We start from the raw sequence: 19,213 nt of genomic DNA, 5'->3' as shown, positions 1-19,213 counted from the left end.
CGAGCCTGAAATAGTTGCCTATAGGATGTCCCGGTTGGAGTGGTATGATGAAAGTTAACCGAAACTTAACCTAACCTGCGGTATTCTAAAGGAATCGAGACGTGAGTGGAATGGTGGTGATGCCATTGAAAGTGTTGGTGGTAGAAGACGATCTGTCCTTGCAAAAGGCGGTCACAACCGGGCTGCGGAAGTTCGGCTATGCGGTCGATGCGGCGTCGGACGGGGAAGAAGCGCTGCAGCTGGCGGAGATCAACGAATATGATGCGATCGTGCTCGATCTGAACTTGCCCAAGCTGGATGGGATCGATGTGCTGCGAACGATTCGGAAGGATAATCAGGAGATTAAGGTGCTCATTCTCTCGGCGCGCTCCGAGGTGGAGGACAAAATTGCCGGGCTCGACACGGGCGCCAACGATTATATGGCGAAGCCTTTCCACTTCCGAGAGCTCGAGGCTCGGCTGCGTGCGCTGTTGCGGCGCCGGTTCGTCTTGACCGATACGCTCATCGCCCACGGCGAGCTGCGGCTCGATACAGCCTTGAAGCAAGTTAGCGTGGGCCAAGCGAAGCTGGAGCTTACGAAGAAGGAATACGCGATCTTGGAGTATTTGCTCATGCACAAGGATCAGATCGTGAGTGCGGACAAGCTGATCGAGCACGTCTGGGACAGCGACGCCGATATGTTCTCCAACTCCTTCAAGGTGCATATCAACTCGCTCAAGAAAAAGCTGGCCGTCCACCTAGGCGATCAAGAGGTTGTGAAAAACGCTCGAGGACTCGGGTACTTTATTGCGGAGGCGGTGCGGAATGAACCGGTTTAAAACGATGCCGCTGCGATTGCGGCTCACTTGGCTAATGGGGTCGATCCTCTCGTTCGCCTGCACCGTGCTGATTGTGACCTCGATTGCCGCCGCGCGACAAATCTATGATGACATGCCTAGGACTCGCGGCATCAGTGTTGATGACCCGAGGGTCGGTGCGATTCCGGTCCCGATTATCCGGGTGACCCCGGATCATGATTTTACGACGGTCAGCATCATCAGCGCCTTGTTGGTGTTGGTCGTGGGCACCGCCCTCACCTACATTATCGCCGGTAAGGCGTTGAAGCCCGTGACGAGCCTTAGTCGCGAGATCGAAGAGATCGACGAGAACAACTTGTTCCGGCAAGTGCAAGTGCCGCCTTCCAATGACGAAGTGTCTCGGCTGTCCTTGTCCTTCAACCATATGGTGCAGAAGCTCGAGAAGGCGTTCGTGACGCAGAAGCAATTTTCCGCCAACGCCGCGCATGAGCTGAAGACCCCGCTCACGGCGATGATCGCCAACATCGAGGTGCTGCAGCTGGACGACGAGCCTTCGCTTGACGAGTACAAGGAGACGCTGGACGACACGCTGCGGAACGCCCAACGGCTGAGTGCCTTGGTGAACGATCTGCTGCGTATGAACGCCGAGCTCCACACGCTGAATCGCGAGAAATTCGAGGCGCAGGCGATGCTCGAGGAACTCCTGGAGGAGCATCGGCAGGCTTGGCAGAGCAAAAGCCTCCGCATCGAGACTTCGGGAGGCGACTTGCTGCTGTATGGCGAGAGGCAACTGCTGCAGCGGACGTTCTCCAACCTGATCCAGAATGCGATCAAGTACAGCAAACCCGGCGGCGTAGTCAAGCTGGCGGTGGCCGAGACCGAGGACCGCACGCGGCTCACGATCATGGACACGGGGAGCGGCATCCCGGAGGAGCACCTGGAGCGCATCTTCGAGCCGTTCTATTGCGTGGACAAATCGCGATCCCGCGAGCTCGGAGGCAGCGGGCTCGGGCTGTCGATCGTGAAGGCGGTCATCGAGAAGCACGGCGGTGACATCCAAGTGCAGAGCGTGGTCGACGTGTTCACTTCGTTTGTGGTCACTTTGCCTCGGGAGAGCGAGGGCCCAACCACAACCAACTCCAATCAAAGGGCGGTTAAGGATGGGAACTCGGCCTTTGGTTTTTCTTAACCGTCATTTAACTCGCCCTCCGCTATAGTCATAGCATAACTTGTCTCTGTAGGAGGGTAACCGGATGTACTTAGTTGAGAAAGCGTACCGCAACCTGTTCAAGAACAAAGGGCGCAACAGCATTCTGTTCGTCATGCTGGCCCTGGTGATCCTGGCCTCGGTCATCGGGTTGTCCTTGACCAATGCGGCCGCTAGAATCATGGACGAGACCCGCAATTATTACGCGGGCGAAGTGTCCCTCGTCGCCAATACGCAGAAGATGAAGGCCGATGGAGTCAAGGCCGAGAGCATCAAGCTCACTACGGAGGACTACAAGAAGTTCGCCGAGAGCTCGCTGCTGCAAGGGGTAACGTTTTACAAGTCGGTCAGCGTGGCGATCAAGAACTTGAGTTTGTTCGATGACGATTATGTGCGGTCGGAGGAGGAAGAGGCGCGGAGAACGGGGCCAGCCTTGGGTTTTAACGCCCAGATGATAGGTTTGCTGAACGGCAGTAGTGCGGAATCGTTCGCGAACGGGGACCGGCAAATTGTCGAGGGCGCGTTCCCTTCGGCCAACGAGTGCATGATTTCCAGCGACTTGAGAGACCGCAACAAGCTGAAGCTCGGCGACACGATCGAGTATAACAATGGCCCGATCGGCGATTCGAAATGCACCGTATCCGGTATTTATTCGGATAACACGGAGGCGCGGGCGAGCGAGAATGTGCCCTCGCCGATGAACAACGCCAGAAATCAGCTCATCGTGCCGATCGCCTTGTTCGATACGTTCCCGATGCGCAACGAGGACGTCCAAGTGTTCGTGCTGAAGCAAGCGGATCAGCTCGAAGCGTTCCAGGCCGAGCTGCTGGGCAAGGGGCTCTCGTCGTATTACGACTTGAAATACGATACGAAGCGTTATGAGCGGGCTGTGCACCCGGTGGAGACGTTGAACCAGGTGATTGCCGTGTTCGGACTGGCTATCTTCGTGATCGGCGGAGGCATCGTGGTACTGCTCAACCTGCTCGCGCTTCGGGAGCGGAAGTACGAGATCGGCGTATTCCGCGCGATCGGCATGCCGAAGAGCAAGGTGGCCGTGCTGCTGCTGGGGGAATTGACGATTCTGGCCGGGATTTCCGTCCTGTTGGCCATCCTCGTCAGCTTGTTCCTCAACCAACCGATCGCCGATTGGCTCATCAAGCTGATCATCGAAAACGACGAAGGCGCTCCGCGCGGGCTGACCCAGATCATCCGGGAGATCCCGGCCAGCTTATCATTGGTGGACGTAGCGGAATTGCTGGGCGTGGCGGTTGTGCTGGTGCTGATCGCGGGGCTGGGCTTCATCATTCATATTTTGCGATTCGATCCGATTAAAATTTTGTCCGAGCGGACTTGAGGAGGTTCTATAATGAGCGTGCTAACTCTGAGGGAAGTGTCGTTCTCCTATAAAGGCAATCCCAAACGCGTGTTGAACGAAATATCGGCTAAATTTGAAAAGGGGAACATCTACGCAATCGTAGGTGCCTCGGGCTCGGGCAAAACGACGCTGCTATCGCTTATGGCCGGACTGACCACATGTCAGAGCGGAGAAATCGGTTATAAGGGCCTGGATTTGAAGCAGATTGACAAGGACATTTATCGGTCCAAGGAGATCGGCGTTATTTTTCAAGCGTACAATTTGCTGCTGAGCGACACGGCGGTGGAAAATGTGATGCTCTCGCTCCACCTGAGCGGCAGCACAGAGCCGGACAAAAAGCAAAAAGCGTACGAGCTGCTGCGGAAGGTCGGGATCAACCAAGCGACGGCGGACCGCAAAATTCTGAAGCTGTCCGGCGGGGAGCAGCAGCGGGTGGCGATCGCGCGCAGCCTGTCGTACGACCCGAATCTGATCATCGCGGATGAGCCGACCGGGAACCTCGATGGGAAGAACGAGAGCGGCATAATGGAAATTTTCCAGACGCTCGCGCACAAGGAGGGACGTTGCGTCATCGTCGTTACGCACTCCAAGGCCGTATCCGCCTACGCGGAAAAGGAGTTGGAGATCGCGGACGGGAGGTTGTCGGTGGTAAGGTAGGGGAGGCGGGCAGGGCGGGGCAAGGCAAGGCAGGGCAAGGCAAGGCAGGGCAAGGCAAGGCAAGGCGGGGCAGAATTGAGACGGGGTGGACGGACAATGTTCATCCCGTCTTCCGTTTTTTTACTATAAGCACTTCGAACGCTATTTTGGTGGAGAGCTTCATCATGCCTCCTGTACGGACAAGCACATTGTCGAAGTAGACCGACCTGGCCGGCTGCCCGGAGAAAAACTGGATTTTGGACATGGCTACGGCCGCCTCGCTGAACCCCATCCCTGTCTTCTTCAAGACACCGTCGACATAAACGTCAAATTTGGATGTGGACGTATCGACGACATATTTCATGTGGTACCACGTGTTGGCCGCGTAAGCCTGGACGACCTCGACGCTCGAGCCGTTGTACACCTGGATCTCACCGGGTAAATGTCGAACTCCACCGTCAGCACGCCGCCCCCGCCGTCATGGCGTTGAAGTCCTCGTACAACAGAGTGGTGCCCGGTTCGGCGGATACCCGGCTGGAGCCGACGAGCAGCAGCAATGCCGCGCACAGCAGACAGGCGGCGAAGACAAGTGTCCTTGGCCGCAATATTTGATTCATAAATCTCATCCTGTCCCTTCTCAGATTGGTGAGTTTGCATGTATAATACAATCATACTTGTATTAAACCTGTACCACTACAATCTGTTGCATGAGCCAATCTTATTTCCAAGATGTAAGGAGTAGTAGAGGGGGATGCTAATGAAAGATGTGCTGGTAGAGGAATACCGCGGAGAAGTGCTGGAGTGCGTCCATTCCGGACATATATGCGGGGTGGATGCAACCGGAGCGATTCGGTATTCGTGGGGCAACCCAAAGCATACGACGTATTTGCGTTCCGCGGCCAAACCGTTTCAAGCGATTCCGGCGCTGCTGCACGAGATCGACGTCAAGTTCGGCTTTACTCCGCCGGAAGCGGCGGTCATGGCCGGTTCCCATCGCGGCGAGCCGTTCCACATTGAAGCGGTCGAATCGATGCTGGGCAAGATCGGTCTGAGGGAACAGTCGCTTGTCTGCGCTTCGACTTATCCGCTTAACGCCAATGCGAGGGACGAAGTCGTGAGGACAGGCGGCTTGAGGCGTCGGGTGTACCATAACTGCTCGGGCAAACACGCGGGCGTGCTGGCTTTGTGCCAAGGCTTGGGGTACGACCCGGTCACCTACTGCGATCCCGAACATCCCGCTCAACGCGAAATTTTGCGCATTTTATCCATGCTCGCCGAGGTCCCGGAGGAACAGATCGTGATCGGGGTGGACGGCTGCGGGTTCCCCGTGTTTGCGCTGCCGCTTGATGCGATCGCGAGAGCTTATCTCAAGCTCGCCTGTCCCGACCTGATCGCGGAACCGGCCGTGAGGTCGGCTGTCGAAAGGCTTGTTATGCTCATGCATACACACGGCGAGATGGTGGCGGGTACCGACTTTATTTGCTCGCTGCTGCTGTCGGATCCGAATATCGTGGCCAAAGGAGGGGCGAAAGGCGTCTACGGAATTGGCTTGAAGAAGGAGCGTCTGGCGTTTGCGCTGAAGGTAATGGATGGCTCGGAAGAGGAATGGCCGCTCATCGTGGCGAGCATCCTCGAACAGATCGGGTACTCCAACCGGGATACGGTCGAGAAGCTGTACCGCATTTCGCAGGCGCATATTTACAATGATGGAAAGACGCAGGTTGGATACAGCAAGGCTGTTTTTCGGTTAGTCCAGCTTGACCATAGCGAGGGGAGCGAGAGCCATGCAACGTACGATTAGCACTTGGCGAGAGTTTCAGGACGATTGGGACGGCGTGTTGAACTTTCTGATGAAGGGGGACGAGCTGGTGCCGTTTCGCTATACGATGCCGTCGATCGAACGGATCGTAGAGACGCTGCGCAGCGACCCCGACACGAGAATTACACCTGGAGTGAAAGGCAATGCCTTGAATCTGACGGATATTCGAGCGTCGTTCTGCGCTTTGCCGATTGAGGAAGCGGTGAGGGCCTCGGTTGCTTTGGCGCATTTCAAACTCAATAAGTTCTTTGGGGATGGTCAACTGCTGGAAGGGTTCGAGGAAGGGGTCATGCGGCCCTGGACCGATGCGCTGCAGGAGGCTGGCTTTACCTGGACACGTTGTTACCCGATTCTATTCATCAGCGGTCCGGGCTGCGCGACGAACTACCATCTCGATTTCTCGCAAGTGATCGCGTGGCAGACGCACGGTACGAAGCTGTTCTCGGGGCTGCAGGACCCGGAGCGCTGGGCGCCGTTCGAGACGCGATTGAGGAGCAAGGGCATTTCTCGCCCTGACGGCTTGACCGATGCAGATGCGCTTACATACGCCATGCCGCCGGGCACGGTGCTGTGGAATACGTTTCTGACGCCGCACTGGGTGGAAGCCTCTGATCAGATCGCCTGCAGCATTAACATTTCTCACGGCGGGCTGCGTTACAAGGGGAAGCTGTGCCGCCACGAGCAGGAGATCATTCAGTGGCAGCTCGACCATCCGGAGGAAGCGCGACTTTTGTTTTAGCGGCAGGTTCGGACAACGACAGAGAAAGGCGGAGTTTCCTATGGGAGTGAAAACTCGCAGTACTTACTATACGTCGGAAAAAGTCGAAGCCGTCAGGCGCAATGTAACTCTGTATGACTGGGCGAAGCCGTTCAAGGAGCAGGCGGTGGAGCAGGCTGAGGTCTATGTGGAAATGGGCTGGGAGCAGCTATGGCAGCTGCCGACACCGCAGTCCATCCCGCGCAGCTATGCGGTGAATCAGGAGCTCGGTTGCCCGGTCTGCGGCGAAGCTCATCACGCCTATGGTCGCTGGCCATGGTTGGCGGATCCTTTGCGGCAGCCCTGGAAGCTGATTTGCCCGAGCTGCAAGTCCGTGTTCCCGTCCAACGACTTCGCTTCTTATTATGAGAGCGGGAAGGACGAGCATGGTTTGTTCCGGCGGGAGCTGGCGGATCCCCGGTATTTGATAAACGAGCTGTATCCGGAGCGCGGGCCGGGCTGGGGCGTGGATGACGGTCATGGCTGGGTTGATTTTGAAACTCGGAAGGCCGCGGGGGCCGGGCAAGACAAGCAGGAGAAGCAGGCAGAGTGGCGGGGCGACTTCTGGACGTTCGTGGCGTTCTATAACCATTGGAAAATATGGTGCCCTATGATCGACGCCGGCGGCAATCAGTTCCCACCTACGGATGCGCCTTGGGGACATGGCGGAATCGCGGCTTCGGCTATAGGGCAGCTTCGTGATGCCTACTTGTACACGGGGGAATTGAAGTATGCTCAGGCAGGCGTTGTGCTATTGGATCGCATCGCCGATCTGTACCCGGAGATGGATTGCGGCGTGTTCCGTTGGGAGGACGGCATCCTCAATTCGCACGGGTTGACCGGGCAAGGCAAGGTGATCGGCTGCATCTGGGAAACCGGACTTGTTCGTTCGTTTGTCAGCGCATATGATGCTTTCTATCTTGCGTTGCGGGAGGAGCGAGCTGCGGAGATGGCTGATGTCGTGGCGTTCTTGCGGGAGAAAGTGTCGCGATACAAGCTGCCGGCGGAGAAAAGCTCGCTTGCCGCGATCACTGCGAACATCGAGGACGGAATCGTCAGGCAGGTGTATCCCGGCGTTAGGAAGGTGCAGATCCACGGCAATAATGGGATGCACCAAAGCTCGCTGGCGATGGCGGCAATCGTTCTGGACGAGCCTGGGACGACCGAAGAGATGCTGGATTTCGTGCTGCAGGAAGGGGGCTTGCTACGGCCTGAAGCAGGAGGCTGGGCGGATACCGGGGGCGATATCCTGCATTCGCTGCTCCATGACGTGGACCGCGACGGCTTCGGGGACGAGGCTGCTCCCTTGTATAACAACCTATGGGTCGATACGTTCAAGCTGGTCGCCGACATTCTGCAGGGCTATGACCGGTATCCGATCGCCGACCTGTACCGGCACCCCAAGTTCCGGCAAATGCTGCGAGCGCATGCCGATCTGCTCATGCTCAGGCGCTACATTCCGCAAATCGGCGACAGCGACTCCGCGGGCAATCCGAACGTGCTGTACAAGGCGGAGATGGCCGTCGACACGTTCGAGCGCACCGGCGAGCCGGTATTTGCACAATTGGCGGTGCTGGCGAACGGAGGCACGGTCGAGGGGCTTCGCGCCGGCTTGTTCTCGTTGGATCCGGAGCGGGTACTGCGGGATATGCGGCAGGTGCTGGCGGAGCGGGGGCTGTTCCACAATGCGAGCGTGCACTTGGGCGGGTATGGGTTTGCAGCCTTGAGGGACGGCGGTGCAGGCGACGTGGAGCGAGCGGTGTGGCTGTACCATGGCCGCAATCAGGGGCACGGCCATAAGGATACGCTGAACATCGGGCTATACGCGTTCGGCTTGGACTTGTCTCCGGAGCTCGGCTATCCCGAGAAATGCGATGACGTCCATCAGAAGACGCACCATTGGGATCGCAGCACGGTGGCGCACAACACGGTGACGGTTGATGGAAGCAAGCAGTTGAACTCGGTTGTAGGGGCGTCACGGCTTTTCGTGGATGCGGGCGAGGTGAAGGTCGTCGAGGTGGAGGCGCCTCAGGTGTACGCGCAGACGTCCGTATACCGGCGGTGTGTCGTGATGGTACGACTGGATGAGACGCATTCGTATGCGGTTGATCTGTTCCATGTGGAGGGCGGGGAGGAGCACGTGTACTCGTTCCACGGTGCGGAAGGTGCTGTGCGCACGGAGGGGCTGCAGTTGACGGCGCAGGCCGGAGGGACGTATGCCGGCGCGCATGTGGCGTACGGCGAGCCTTACGATGCCGTACCGGGGCAGCGGCTGCGCGAGTATGCGGGCAGCGGGTTCCATTATTTGACCGACGTGGTGCGGGACGAGGCGCCGGGGTCGGCGTTCGCCGTCGAATGGGCGATTCGCGACACGTGGCGGGTGTTGGGAATGCCGGGGGACGGCGAGGCGGGTCGGACGCATGAGCAAGCGGAGGCGAAGGCGAAGGGGCCGGCGGCTGGAGCATCGGCTGCGACTGCGGCGGACACCGGCGTGCGGCTGCGGCTGACGATGCTGACGGCGGCCGACGAGGTGGCGCTGGCGGACGGGCATCCGTCGAGCAATCGGCCCGGCAACCCGGAGCGGCTGCGGTATATGCTCGCGAAGCGGCGGCCGGCCGACGGCGTGAGCCGTTTCGCGGCGGTGCTCGAGCCGTACCGTGAGCAGGCGCGGCAGCTGCGCGATGTGCGGCGGTGCTCGGTGCGTTGCGTTGGAAGCGCTGGAGACGGCGGTGACGATGGCGCCGGCTTCGCTGCCGGTGCTGCCGGCTGGAGCTCGGCTGGTGGGAGCACAGCTGGCGAGAGTACGGCTGAGGTGACGGCGGTGCGCGAGGAGCCTCATGGCGGCGTGAGCGAGGTTGGCGTGACGGCGATACGCGTGGAGCGTCTTGACGGGCGCGTGGACTATATCGTGCATGCGGCAGATCCGTCGCAAGTGTACTTGATTGACGAGCGCGTCGAGTTCCAAGGGCATGTAGGCGTGATCTCGGAGCGGGCTGGCGAGCCGGTGTACGCGTTCGTCGCGAACGGCAGCCGGATCGCCTGGGTTGCGGCTGGTGCGGCCCAGCCGCTCATCGACGGCGCCCCCGCGTCGCTCGGGGGCGAGATCCTGGACTTCAGCCGCGAGCTGGCTGAAGCGAACTGGCTGCGGGTCCGGTTCACCGGCCCGCTGCCCGCAAGTGCAGCCGGTCACGAGCTGACCGGTCGGTACGTGCATGCGGCCGGCGCCGGCCGCAACCCCGTGTTCCGCATCTGCGGCTGGACGCCGAGCGATGCGGACCCGTGCGAGGCGCAGCTCGACATCGGCGCCGTCACGTTGATTGAGGGCTTGGAGCCGGCCGGTCCCGCTGCAGGCGGGGAGCGGCCTTACCGCTACGCGGTTGCGGCCGGCGATACTTTCACTATTCCACTTTCCTCGGAATGGAGAGGCTACCCATAGAATCGGAGGCTGTCGGTCACTGGACCGGCAGCCTTTTTGCGTATAAAGGGAAATTAGGTTTTTCTTGTAAAAATATAGCGAATACGCTATAATTTATAGCGAATAAGATATTAATACCGGGAGAGTTTTGACCATTGTTCGACGCCGACTTTTATGAGACTGCAAAGGGGAATTCTGAAGTGAAAGATTTCCTCCGTGATCTCAACCTTCGGGCTAAGGCTGGGGATAAAAATGCCGTGGCACTGCTTGATTCCATTCTGTACACGGTGGCAAGGGTAAGAGAAGAGGGACCGCAAGTAGGGTTACCTCATACCCGGCCGTTGAGAAATGGGATGTGGGAATTGCGACCAAGTAAGTATCGCATCCCGTATTTCCTGTGGAGGAAAAAACTGTTGCTCTTAACTGTGTTTCGTAAGAGTACGGGGCCTACACCAATGCATGAATTAGATCGCGCAGAGGAACGGATGAAGGATTGGTTGAAACGCAAAGGCAAATAAACCAAATATCATCGGAGGTGAAAAAATGAGTTGGGATGATTTTGTTGATAATGAATTGGACTATAAATCAAATGTGGAAAAAGAAGCAATAAAACAAATGGCAATTTTGGTTAACGCCATTATTCGCCGGAGAAAACAACTTGGACTATCTCAGAAAGATATAGCAAACCGTACTGGTATGACGCAATCCCAGATCGCCCGGTTAGAATCACAGTCATCGGTCCCCCGAATGGAAACGCTATTGAAAGTGGCAATTGCGCTTGGAATGAATATTGGCCTAGAAGAAGCGGCGACTAGGGCTCTAGGGAGCTAGTTGTTTAGGTTTAGGAAAGTTGAAAAATACCCTGAATCCGATTTCTGGGTTCAGGGTATTAATTGTGATAAGGAGGAGTTTAAACTCCAATACACTAAATTTTAAAATCTAAACTCCGAATTTTAAACTTCAGACTCTACAGTTCAACTTTTAAACTTTACTGGTCCTTCCGAACTAAATCTGTTAAAAAATGTTACACACCCACTGAAACCGCGCCTCCCACCTCGAACTTCTATCAATACTAAATGGTAGGTTGGGAGAGGATACTAGAATGGCCAAGCACGATGTACTAGCCACAACCATCGATCTGTCGATCGACAACGGAAGCAGTCACATTAAAGGCATCTACGACGACTTGAACAACAGCTTCATTTTCCCCAATGTAGTGGCGCAGCCGTTCGGAGAGCGGTTTCTGCTCATGGAGCAAGGCGATCCCCTGGATTTCCTCGACGTGCAGATCACCTCGCCCGCGATCAATACGGAGCAGTACCGGCATGTGTACGTAGGCAATCTCGCGATCGGCGACGAAGGCATCGTGCATGAGATCGTAGGCGACAAGGCGGTGCAGAAAAAGGCACAGCGCCCGGAGACGATGGTCACCCTCCTGACGGCAACGGCGTACGCGGTCGCGAAGAAACACGAGGACGCGATCCGGCGCGGCAAAACCCGCATCAAAGCGTTGGTCAACCTGGGAACCGGCCTGCCGATCCGGGAAATTACGAAGTTCAGCCAAGAGTTCGCGGATAAAATAACGGGCGGCGTCCATTCGATCACATTTATCACGACTCCGGGGTTCAAGGGGGTGACGATCGAAATGGAGTTTACGCTACCGACAGGCATCAGCATCGACGATGTGTCCGGCGTGTATGATATGGAAGCGACGGCGAAGGCGCAATTTTCGCATAAAGGATTCGGGATAGCCGACGTTGGCGGTGTGGATATGGATATCGCCTTTTTCCGCCCGGGACTAGATCTGGATCAACGGCATTCCACAGGCGCCAAAATTTACTTGAACGACGCATTGGAGAGCATCCGAAACGAAATCAATGCTCAAGGCGAAGAGCTGATCTCGAGTACGGCGGAGCTGACGCTCATGATCGTCAACAAGGAATATGAGATTTACGCGGAAGGCAAAGTGGCGTTCGACATGACGAACCTGCTCAACCGGCATATGCGCATCCTCGCGGAAAAGGTGCTCAAGTACGCGCGAAATTCCTGGAAGCATGTGCGCTATGCCAATGAGTTCTGGTTCATCGGCGGCGGGGCGGTCGTGCTCCAGCCTTGGATCGAGAAGCTGAATGCGGAGCTCGGGCTGCCGATTCGGTTCGATCATACGGAGTTCAGCCAGTACCGCAATGTGCGCGGCACGTACTTCTTGCTGAAGCATGCGCTGCAGCAGCATGGGCAGGAAGCGGCGGCCGGTGCGGAAACCGAGAAGAAAGCCAGAGGCGGGAGCGGTTCGGATTGAGGAAACGAAGAGAAACGGTCCTGGTGCGTCCGGGCAAAAATGTAACGCTGTACATACCGGCGGATACCCCGCCGGAGGTCATCCGCTATCTGAATCGCCTCAAGGAAGAAGGCGACTTCAGCCAAGGCATCATCGAGCTGCTGACCGAGCAGATTAGACGCCAGCCGCCGGAATCAATCCCTACGGCCATGGAGCAGCAGCCCGACCCGCTGTCTGCGCTTTTCGCCACTCGTGCAGAAGCGGAATTCGTCGTGCCTGATCCGGTCGAAGAGCAGATCGCGGAGCCATACGAGGACGACATCCCGACACCGGTCTTGCGCCCAAGCCTTACCCCGGAAGAGCTGTTCCGCCAAGCCGGACGCAATGCCGGCAAGCTCATGCTGGAAGCGGCGGCGGACGAGGATCGGGATTAGCGGGACGTGCGGGGCTAACGGCAACCGATAGATCACGCAATGCCGCCAGCCCAGCCGCCCAAGACACAAATCGTTGCCAATTGCTGTGACTGCGATCACATCGATCGCAGCCTCCCTTCTCTATACTTGGGGTATCCCAAGCGTTAAGAAAGCGAGGAGAATCGTTATGCTAAGCCAACAAACGATCCGCATCATCCGATCGACGGTTCCTGTCCTGGAGGTGCACGGGACGGCGATTACCAAGACATTCTACAAGCTGCTCTTCACGGAGTATCCGGAGCTGCTGAATCTGTTCAACCACGCGAACCAAAACCAAGGCCGGCAGCAAACAGCGCTCTCGAACGCCATCTATGCCGCGGCTCTTCATATCGACAAGCTGGAGACAATCCTGCCGGCGATCCGGCAAATCGCGCACAAGCACCGCAGCCTCGGCGTGAAGCCGGAGCAATACCCGATCGTCGGGCAGACGCTGCTGAAAGCGATTCGCGAGGTGCTGGGCTTAGCGGCGACGGAGGCCATCCTCCAAGCATGGGAGGAAGCGTACGGCATCATAGCCCAAGTGTTCATCGACGTCGAAGCCGAGATGTACGAGCAAGCGGAGCGCCAGCCAGGCGGCTGGGCCGATTATCGCGAGTTCCGGGTCGTCCGAGTAGTGAAGGAGAGCGACGTGATCCGTTCCTTCTACTTGGCGCCTCAGGACGGAGGCGCCGTGCCGACGTTCGAGCCGGGCCAGTATGTCAGCGTGAAGCTCGAGATCCCCGGGGAGCCCAACACGCATATCCGCCAATATAGCTTGTCCGAAGCGCCGGGTTATCCGTATTACCGCATCACCGTGAAGCGTGAGGATGCAATCGGCGGCAAGCCGGCGGGCCAGGTGTCCACTTACTTGCACGAACGAGTGAAGCAAGGCGATGTGCTGTCGCTATCGGCGCCGGCAGGCGATTTCACGCTGGATCAACGCGACACGCGCCCGGTCGTCCTCCTAAGCGGCGGCGTCGGGCTCACCCCGCTCGTCAGCATGCTGAAGACGGTCGTTACGACGAATCCGAATCGCCCGGTCACATTCATCCATGCCGCTCAGAACGGGAACGTACATGCCTTGAGAGAGCAAGTGGAGAAGATCGCCGAGCATTATCCGCAGGTCCGGGTGTTCTGGTGTTACGACAGACCGACGTCGCAGGACCGGGAGCGCCGCGCTTTTGATCACGAAGGCTTTATCAATCTGCCCTTGCTGCGGAAGGTGATCCCGTCGCTGGATGTGAGTTTCTACTTCTGCGGACCTGTCCCCTTCATGCGCCATATCAATCATCTATTGGCGGAGTGGGGCGTACCCGCAGCCGACCGGCATTACGAGTTTTTCGGACCATCCGGCAGCCTGGAAGAGCCGTTGGAGGCGAAGGGCGCTGTCACTTCCGCTTCGAAGTAGGCTCCGCTTGCTTCCGCAGCAGACGATTGATCGTTTCACGGCGTATTCCGAGCAACTGGCCGATCTCGTCCTGAGTCAGCACATCGGTCAATGCGGCGGGGGCTATGTAAGTCTGGAACCACAGCTGCAGCTTGAGCAGCTTCCCCGTCGGCGACGCCTCCGACAACTGATCGATGCGCTGCTGCATCATGCGCAGCTTGTCCTGCAGCAGCAGGCTAATATCGCGGTACCGCTCGGGATGCTGCTCCAGCTCCCGGTACCAGTCAGCCGCGGGCAGCAGCTCGATCTCGCTGGTCACAAGCGCGATGGCGGAGCCGTGGTAAGGCTTGGGACTGATCAGCGAATGATGCGGGATCACCTCGTCCGGCACGATGATATTGATCAGCAGCGGGGTGCCGTCTTCGTGGATGCGGACAATTTTGAGCAGACCCGTTTTCAAGCGATATAGCGGTCCCGTCTCTCCTTGTCGGAACAATGTTTCGCCTTTGTGCAAAATCATAACGAACCTCCTTCATACGGAAAGTGGAAGATTTGGTAGCGTGGATAAATCAACCTTTTTATTCGGAGTCCCCATTATCTTCTGATAGTGCTCTGTCACGTCGTTTATCGGTTCGTTTTCCTTGTCTGTTTTCATTTGTCGACCTCCTTCATTCATCAGAGTTCCTAAGCGTTTATTCTGTGGTCGGCGATAGGCGGAGCAAGGTGTGCTATACTGTATATGAAATATACATTTTCGGAGCAAGTTCGAACGGATGAATGGGGATGGACATCATGGCAGGCGGCAAAAAGCCGGATGAGCAAAGCTTGAGCCAACTACCGCCCGGGATCGCGCTGAGCTGGGGGATTGTGAAGCAGCCTCGGCGCGGGCCGAAGGGCGAGTTGAGCGTGAAAAAAATCGTGGACGCGGCGGTTGCGATTGCCGATCGGGACGGGCTGGGGATGGTCTCGATGAGTCGGGTCGCCCAGTCGCTCGGGTTCACGACGATGTCGCTGTATCGTTACTTGACGAGCAAGGAAGATTTGCTGACGCTGATGCAGGATGCGGTAAGCGTCATCTCGATCCCGCCGGAAGTGGAAGGGAAGCCGTGGCGCGATGAGATGAAGGAGTACGTGTGGGCATGCGTCGCTATTTTCCAGCAGCATCCATGGTACGCCGACATTCCCGTGACGAACGTACCGCTGGGGCCGAACAATATGGCCGTGATCGATTGGATGCTTCGCATTATGAGGGATTTCCCGCTGAACGAGTATGAGAAAATGTCGTTCCTGCTGCTAGTCAGCAGCTACGCCCGTGCTTGCGGCCTCATCGCGCGGGACATTGAGATGGCGGTGCGCGGCGGGAGAAGTGCGGAGACGATTACGAATGTCCCGTTCGGCCCCGCGCTGCGGCAGTTGGTGACGCCGGAACGATTCCCTTACTTGTACCCCCTGATCTTGTCGGGGGCTTACACGGATGAAGCCGAAAATCCGGTTGGCAATGAGCTCGAATTCGGCCTGGAGCGGATTCTGGACGGGATAGAGCAGTATCTGCGGTCCAAGCAGCAGCAGTAGGCATTCGTTCGTTGGTATTGGTGACGATTAAGGCTCAATCCGTCCCAATTTGTGCGGATTCGAGACGAGGTAGACGGCGCGAATCGCTTGCAGCTGCGGATCGGGCTCGAGGATGAAGGCGAATTGCGGCTTCCCTTGCTTGTAGAGCAGCAAACCGTGCTGTCCGCTGATGCGCACGCGGCGCAGCTCGCCGGCGAGCGAGCCTTTGCCGCCGATGCCGGCGAAGAAGGCGATGATCCGCTCCCGGCCGAGGATCGGCTTCAGTGCCGAACGCACGATGCCGCCGCCGTCGCTCAGCATGACCGCGTCATCGGTCAGCAGATGCAGGAACGGCTCGAACCGGCCGGAGTCGATCGCTTGGGCGAACGACTGGACGAAACGATCGATCGAAGCGTCGAGCGCCGCTTCCTCGGTTTGTTCGTGGGGGCGATGCTGGATCTTGGCGGAGGCGCGGCTGAACAGCTTGCGGCAGGCGGCTTCGGACTTGTCCAGCATCGCGGCGATGTCGGCATAGTCGTAGCCGAGCGACTCGCGCAGCACGAAGACGGCGCGCTCCGGCGGGGTGCACGTCTGCAGCAGCACGAGCAGCGCATAACCGAGCCGCTCATGGCGCAGCAGCCGTTCCTGCGGCTCGCCCTCCGATGCGAGCTCGATGATCGGTTCCGGTAGCCAAGGACCGGGATACGTCTCCCGCTGACGGGGAGCCGCTTTCATCAAATTCAACGCGCGGTTCGTGATCATTTTGACGAGATAGGCTTTCGGATGTCCGATGTGGTGCAGATCCACCTTGCTGAGCGTGACGAACACGTCCTGCACCGCATCTTCCGCCTCGCTTATGGAGCCAAGCATCCGATAGGCGATGGAAGCGAGCAGCGGCTTGTAGTCTCGATAGAGCTGTTCAACCTCGATTGCCGTTCCGTTCGTTGACATGGCATTCGCCCCTTTCGGCCATACTACTACTATAACCTCTAGAATAGGAAACAAGCCACCCGCCGGAGGTGGCTTATTTCAGTAGGCGCACAGCGGTGAGGCTTGGCGTTGCGCGGTGTGCGATTACATGCTGCCCGGGAACATGCCGGTCGTGATCGCCATGCGGTTCCAGCAATTGATCGCGTTGATCGCCATGAGGAGCGCGACGACTTCGCTCTCGCTGAATTGCTCGCGTACTTGCTCGTAGAGCGTTAGAGGCACGCCGCCTTCGGAGATGCGAGTGACCGCCTCGGTCAGAGCAAGCGCCGCGCGCTCGCGGTCGGTGAACATCGGCGCTTCGCGCCAGACGCTGATGAGCGTGAGCCGCTGCTCGGATTCGCCCATTTGGCGAAGATCGGCGACATGCATATCGAGGCAGAACGCGCAGCCGTTGATTTGCGAGGCGCGAATTTTGATCAGCTCGTAGAGCACCGGATCGAGCCCCATTTTTTTCGCCGCATCCTCCAGCTTGAGCAACGCTTGAAAACCGGCCGGATTGGCCGTGCGATGGTTCATTCTCATCTGCATTTTGTAGTCCTCCTTAGGTTCCTTGTTGTTTCACTATCTTAGACAAAGGAGGACTCGGTTTTGTGACAATGTTGCTTTGGAAAAATGCGGTACGCTTTGGGTTAGCGCCGTCCGCCTTTCCGACGAAAAGCGAGGCTGCACCAGAGCAGAGCGATCAACAGGATTGCGGAGCACCAGCCGACCGCCCACCAGACGTTGCTCGTAACCGGCTGACCAGCGAGCAGCACGCGGATCGTCTCGATAACCGGCGTGATCGGCTGATGGTCGGCAAAGCCTTGCAGCCAGGACGGCATCGTGTTCGTCGGGACGAAGGCGCTCGACAGGTAGGGCAGAAATAGGAGCATGAAACCATAGCCGCTTGCCGCCTGAGGGCTGCCTGTGACCATGCCGATTGCGGCGAACAGCCACGTGAACGTTAGGATGAACAAGGCGATGAGAGCAAGCGCCCCTAGCCACTCGACGAAACCTGCGGAGGGGCGGAATCCAACCAGAAGGGCGACGCCGATCACAATGCCCGTGGCGAGCAAGTTGCGAGCAAGGCTTGCGGCGACGTGGCCGGTGACGGCACTTATGCTGCTAATCGGCATCGTCCGAAATCGGTCGATGATGCCGTTCGACATGTCTGTGGCGACGTCGACCGCCGTGCTGGAGGAGCCGAAGCCGGCGCATAGCAGGATGATGCCCGGCACGACGTAATTCACGTAGTCGCCGCCTGCCGTAATCGCTCCGCCGAACACATAGGTGAACAGCAGCATCAGCATGACGGGCAGCATAATCGACATGAGGAGCGATTCAACGTTGCGCAGGCTGTGGCGGATGCCGCGTCCGATAAAGACGAGGTTGGTCGTCAGCAGCGAGGCGGGTTTGGGGGAAATCGGCCCCTGACTTGGCTCGCTTGAGAATGCCGTTGTAGGATTCAAATTCGCACTCATACGTGAATAACCTCCTTGTGTTCGGCGGAAGTGGTGGTGGTTAAGGCTAGGAAGACATCGTCCATGCTCGGCTTGCGGATGACGACCCGGGCGTCTGGCGGCAGAACGGCGGCGACTTCACTCAACGAATGCTGCACATCTGAGAGGCTGCCGCTCGTCGGAATGGTCATGAGGACTTCGTCCAGTTGATTCCGCAGTTCGATAACCTCGCCTCCGACGCGCGCCTTCAACTCCTCGGCCGTCCCGCTGGCTACGATCCGCCCCTTGTTCAACACTGCGATCTCATCGGCCAACTGATCCGCCTCTTCGAGGTATTGCGTTGTCAGGAATATCGTCATCCCCTGCCGTTTGAGCTGCAGGATGATGTCCCATAGCGAGCGGCGGCTAACCGTGTCCAGGCCGGTGGTCGGCTCGTCGAGGAACAGCACCGGACGCGGGACGACGAGGCTGAGCGCCAGATCCAGCCGGCGGCGCATGCCGCCGGAATAAGCTTTCACGCGTTTCCCTGCGGCAGCCTGCAGCTCGAAACGCTTCAGCAGCTCCGCGGTTCGCGTCCGGGCTTCCGTTGCTGACAAACCGGACAGCCGGCACATCATCATCAGGTTCTCTTGCCCGGTTAACACTTCATCCACCGCCGCGAACTGGCCGGTTAGACTGATGGAGCCGTGGACCGCACTCCGTTCGGTGACGACGTCATGCCCCACGATACGTGCACTCCCGCCGTCCGGGCTGGACAAGGTCGACAAGATGTGGATCAGCGTCGTTTTGCCGGCACCGTTCGGCCCGAGCAGCGCGAAGATCGTGCCTTTCATCACCGAGAGGTCGATGCCGTCCAGCACCGTGTGAGCGCCGTAGCTTTTACGCAAGCTCTTCACTTCAATGGCATAAACATTCATAAAGGTTCCCCCATTCCATGAATTGTATGTTATATAAACAGTATATTACGCACTCAGTTCATTTACCTCATCCTCGAGACTGATTTTTAGTCCAACTTATGTAGAGAGTGTAGAACGCAGGGTTGATTTATAGACAATATATGAACTATGCAGTATTTCTTCCGGCGAGAATATGGTATAACAGAGATTAGAC

21 protein-coding genes are annotated in these 19,213 nt (G+C 57.9%); 13 read left to right on the top strand and 8 right to left on the bottom strand.

Annotated elements, in window-relative coordinates; all coding sequences use genetic code 11:
- Positions 1 to 119: 119 nt before the first annotated feature.
- The 4 genes from PKO02S_RS07155 to PKO02S_RS07140 all read left to right on the top strand — a co-directional run bounded on the left by PKO02S_RS07155 (position 120) and on the right by PKO02S_RS07140 (position 4,036).
- A complete protein-coding gene (locus tag PKO02S_RS07155) occupies positions 120 to 818 on the top strand; it encodes a response regulator transcription factor (protein WP_373865198.1) in 699 nt (232 codons plus the stop codon).
- Complete coding sequence (locus PKO02S_RS07150; RefSeq protein ID WP_127580459.1) at positions 805 to 1,986, top strand: sensor histidine kinase; 1,182 nt, start codon at positions 805 to 807, stop codon at positions 1,984 to 1,986. The genes PKO02S_RS07155 and PKO02S_RS07150 overlap by 14 nt, the downstream gene beginning before the upstream one ends.
- Positions 1,987 to 2,050: 64 nt before the next feature.
- Positions 2,051 to 3,358: an ABC transporter permease gene (locus PKO02S_RS07145; protein ID WP_127580457.1), complete on the top strand. Its 1,308-nt coding sequence runs from the start codon at positions 2,051 to 2,053 to the stop codon at positions 3,356 to 3,358.
- A gap of 12 nt (positions 3,359 to 3,370) precedes the next feature.
- Positions 3,371 to 4,036, top strand: a complete 666-nt coding sequence (locus PKO02S_RS07140) for an ABC transporter ATP-binding protein (RefSeq protein ID WP_127580455.1) — start codon at positions 3,371 to 3,373, stop codon at positions 4,034 to 4,036.
- A gap of 100 nt (positions 4,037 to 4,136) precedes the next feature.
- On the opposite strand, the gene PKO02S_RS07135 is transcribed toward PKO02S_RS07140, so the two are convergent.
- A complete protein-coding gene (locus PKO02S_RS07135) occupies positions 4,137 to 4,439 on the bottom strand; it encodes a hypothetical protein (RefSeq protein ID WP_127580453.1) in 303 nt (100 codons plus the stop codon).
- A gap of 34 nt (positions 4,440 to 4,473) precedes the next feature.
- Positions 4,474 to 4,632, bottom strand: a complete 159-nt coding sequence (locus PKO02S_RS32265) for a hypothetical protein (protein ID WP_164821337.1) — start codon at positions 4,630 to 4,632, stop codon at positions 4,474 to 4,476.
- A gap of 134 nt (positions 4,633 to 4,766) precedes the next feature.
- Between PKO02S_RS32265 and PKO02S_RS07130 the strand changes: the two genes are divergently transcribed.
- From PKO02S_RS07130 to hmpA, 8 genes are all read left to right on the top strand, one after another.
- Positions 4,767 to 5,816, top strand: a complete 1,050-nt coding sequence (locus tag PKO02S_RS07130) for an asparaginase (protein ID WP_307720011.1) — start codon at positions 4,767 to 4,769, stop codon at positions 5,814 to 5,816.
- Entirely contained in the window at positions 5,800 to 6,573 is a 774-nt protein-coding gene (locus PKO02S_RS07125) for a hypothetical protein (RefSeq protein ID WP_127580449.1), read from the top strand. Before PKO02S_RS07130 ends, PKO02S_RS07125 begins: the two co-directional genes overlap by 17 nt.
- A 40-nt stretch (positions 6,574 to 6,613) precedes the next feature.
- Entirely contained in the window at positions 6,614 to 10,027 is a 3,414-nt protein-coding gene (locus PKO02S_RS07120; RefSeq protein WP_127580447.1) for a heparinase II/III domain-containing protein, read from the top strand.
- Positions 10,028 to 10,161: 134 nt separating this feature from the next.
- A complete protein-coding gene (locus PKO02S_RS07115) occupies positions 10,162 to 10,524 on the top strand; it encodes a type II toxin-antitoxin system RelE/ParE family toxin (protein WP_127580445.1) in 363 nt (120 codons plus the stop codon).
- Positions 10,525 to 10,549: 25 nt separating this feature from the next.
- Positions 10,550 to 10,837, top strand: coding sequence for a helix-turn-helix domain-containing protein (locus PKO02S_RS07110; protein WP_127580443.1), 288 nt, complete (start codon positions 10,550 to 10,552; stop codon positions 10,835 to 10,837).
- A 271-nt stretch (positions 10,838 to 11,108) separates the two neighbouring features.
- Positions 11,109 to 12,305 (top strand): ParM/StbA family protein, encoded by a 1,197-nt coding sequence (locus tag PKO02S_RS32260; protein ID WP_164821336.1) that lies wholly within the window; start codon positions 11,109 to 11,111, stop codon positions 12,303 to 12,305.
- The gene (locus PKO02S_RS07100; RefSeq protein WP_127580441.1) at positions 12,302 to 12,718 is read left to right on the top strand and encodes a hypothetical protein; all 417 of its coding nucleotides are present in this window, start codon (positions 12,302 to 12,304) and stop codon (positions 12,716 to 12,718) included. Before PKO02S_RS32260 ends, PKO02S_RS07100 begins: the two co-directional genes overlap by 4 nt.
- Before the next feature lie 166 nt (positions 12,719 to 12,884).
- Entirely contained in the window at positions 12,885 to 14,144 is a 1,260-nt protein-coding gene (hmpA, locus tag PKO02S_RS07095; RefSeq protein ID WP_127580439.1) for an NO-inducible flavohemoprotein, read from the top strand.
- On the opposite strand, the gene PKO02S_RS07090 is transcribed toward hmpA, so the two are convergent.
- Both PKO02S_RS07090 and PKO02S_RS33615 read right to left on the bottom strand, forming a co-directional pair.
- On the bottom strand, positions 14,125 to 14,643 hold the full coding sequence (locus PKO02S_RS07090) for a Crp/Fnr family transcriptional regulator (RefSeq protein WP_127580437.1): 519 nt from the start codon (positions 14,641 to 14,643) through the stop codon (positions 14,125 to 14,127). The two genes, hmpA and PKO02S_RS07090, sit on opposite strands and share 20 nt — an antisense overlap.
- Before the next feature lie 12 nt (positions 14,644 to 14,655).
- On the bottom strand, positions 14,656 to 14,778 hold the full coding sequence (locus PKO02S_RS33615; RefSeq protein ID WP_281280413.1) for a hypothetical protein: 123 nt from the start codon (positions 14,776 to 14,778) through the stop codon (positions 14,656 to 14,658).
- Between the two features lie 128 nt (positions 14,779 to 14,906).
- Here PKO02S_RS33615 and PKO02S_RS07085 point away from each other — a divergent pair, with 128 nt between their 5' ends.
- Entirely contained in the window at positions 14,907 to 15,695 is a 789-nt protein-coding gene (locus PKO02S_RS07085; protein WP_246066868.1) for a TetR/AcrR family transcriptional regulator, read from the top strand.
- Between the two features lie 27 nt (positions 15,696 to 15,722).
- Here PKO02S_RS07085 and PKO02S_RS07080 read toward each other — a convergent pair whose 3' ends face one another.
- The 4 genes from PKO02S_RS07080 to PKO02S_RS07065 all read right to left on the bottom strand — a co-directional run bounded on the left by PKO02S_RS07080 (position 15,723) and on the right by PKO02S_RS07065 (position 19,020).
- The gene (locus PKO02S_RS07080) at positions 15,723 to 16,625 is read right to left on the bottom strand and encodes a sigma-70 family RNA polymerase sigma factor (RefSeq protein ID WP_174819887.1); all 903 of its coding nucleotides are present in this window, start codon (positions 16,623 to 16,625) and stop codon (positions 15,723 to 15,725) included.
- A gap of 123 nt (positions 16,626 to 16,748) precedes the next feature.
- The gene (locus PKO02S_RS07075) at positions 16,749 to 17,192 is read right to left on the bottom strand and encodes a carboxymuconolactone decarboxylase family protein (protein ID WP_127580435.1); all 444 of its coding nucleotides are present in this window, start codon (positions 17,190 to 17,192) and stop codon (positions 16,749 to 16,751) included.
- A 101-nt stretch (positions 17,193 to 17,293) separates the two neighbouring features.
- Positions 17,294 to 18,124 (bottom strand): ABC transporter permease, encoded by an 831-nt coding sequence (locus PKO02S_RS07070; RefSeq protein ID WP_127580433.1) that lies wholly within the window; start codon positions 18,122 to 18,124, stop codon positions 17,294 to 17,296.
- Positions 18,121 to 19,020: an ATP-binding cassette domain-containing protein gene (locus PKO02S_RS07065; protein ID WP_127580431.1), complete on the bottom strand. Its 900-nt coding sequence runs from the start codon at positions 19,018 to 19,020 to the stop codon at positions 18,121 to 18,123. Before PKO02S_RS07065 ends, PKO02S_RS07070 begins: the two co-directional genes overlap by 4 nt.
- Between the last annotated feature and the right edge of the window lie 193 nt (positions 19,021 to 19,213).

This window comes from Paenibacillus koleovorans NBRC 103111 (assembly GCF_004000845.1).
In the GTDB taxonomy this organism is placed as follows: domain Bacteria; phylum Bacillota; class Bacilli; order Paenibacillales; family NBRC-103111; genus Paenibacillus_AA; species Paenibacillus_AA koleovorans.
The sequence above is the reverse complement of the archived record's forward strand: the minus strand, read 5'-3'. Positions and strand labels throughout refer to the sequence as shown.

What these genes read in the sequence shown, in the direction of transcription:
- PKO02S_RS32260 (WP_164821336.1), top strand. Translation starts at nt 11,109, where the DNA reads ATGGCCAAGCACGATGTACTAGCCACAACCATCGATCTGTCGATCGAC.
- hmpA (WP_127580439.1), top strand. Translation starts at nt 12,885, where the DNA reads ATGCTAAGCCAACAAACGATCCGCATCATCCGATCGACGGTTCCTGTC.
- PKO02S_RS07120 (WP_127580447.1), top strand. Translation starts at nt 6,614, where the DNA reads ATGGGAGTGAAAACTCGCAGTACTTACTATACGTCGGAAAAAGTCGAA.
- PKO02S_RS07140 (WP_127580455.1), top strand. Translation starts at nt 3,371, where the DNA reads ATGAGCGTGCTAACTCTGAGGGAAGTGTCGTTCTCCTATAAAGGCAAT.
- PKO02S_RS07085 (WP_246066868.1), top strand. Translation starts at nt 14,907, where the DNA reads ATGGACATCATGGCAGGCGGCAAAAAGCCGGATGAGCAAAGCTTGAGC.
- PKO02S_RS07125 (WP_127580449.1), top strand. Translation starts at nt 5,800, where the DNA reads ATGCAACGTACGATTAGCACTTGGCGAGAGTTTCAGGACGATTGGGAC.
- PKO02S_RS32265 (WP_164821337.1), bottom strand. Translation starts at nt 4,632, where the DNA reads ATGAATCAAATATTGCGGCCAAGGACACTTGTCTTCGCCGCCTGTCTG.
- PKO02S_RS07150 (WP_127580459.1), top strand. Translation starts at nt 805, where the DNA reads ATGAACCGGTTTAAAACGATGCCGCTGCGATTGCGGCTCACTTGGCTA.
- PKO02S_RS07065 (WP_127580431.1), bottom strand. Translation starts at nt 19,020, where the DNA reads ATGAATGTTTATGCCATTGAAGTGAAGAGCTTGCGTAAAAGCTACGGC.
- PKO02S_RS07145 (WP_127580457.1), top strand. Translation starts at nt 2,051, where the DNA reads ATGTACTTAGTTGAGAAAGCGTACCGCAACCTGTTCAAGAACAAAGGG.
- PKO02S_RS07070 (WP_127580433.1), bottom strand. Translation starts at nt 18,124, where the DNA reads ATGAGTGCGAATTTGAATCCTACAACGGCATTCTCAAGCGAGCCAAGT.
- PKO02S_RS07090 (WP_127580437.1), bottom strand. Translation starts at nt 14,643, where the DNA reads ATGATTTTGCACAAAGGCGAAACATTGTTCCGACAAGGAGAGACGGGA.
- PKO02S_RS07130 (WP_307720011.1), top strand. Translation starts at nt 4,767, where the DNA reads ATGCTAATGAAAGATGTGCTGGTAGAGGAATACCGCGGAGAAGTGCTG.
- PKO02S_RS07155 (WP_373865198.1), top strand. Translation starts at nt 120, where the DNA reads ATGCCATTGAAAGTGTTGGTGGTAGAAGACGATCTGTCCTTGCAAAAG.
- PKO02S_RS07110 (WP_127580443.1), top strand. Translation starts at nt 10,550, where the DNA reads ATGAGTTGGGATGATTTTGTTGATAATGAATTGGACTATAAATCAAAT.
- PKO02S_RS33615 (WP_281280413.1), bottom strand. Translation starts at nt 14,778, where the DNA reads ATGAAAACAGACAAGGAAAACGAACCGATAAACGACGTGACAGAGCAC.
- PKO02S_RS07075 (WP_127580435.1), bottom strand. Translation starts at nt 17,192, where the DNA reads ATGCAGATGAGAATGAACCATCGCACGGCCAATCCGGCCGGTTTTCAA.
- PKO02S_RS07080 (WP_174819887.1), bottom strand. Translation starts at nt 16,625, where the DNA reads ATGTCAACGAACGGAACGGCAATCGAGGTTGAACAGCTCTATCGAGAC.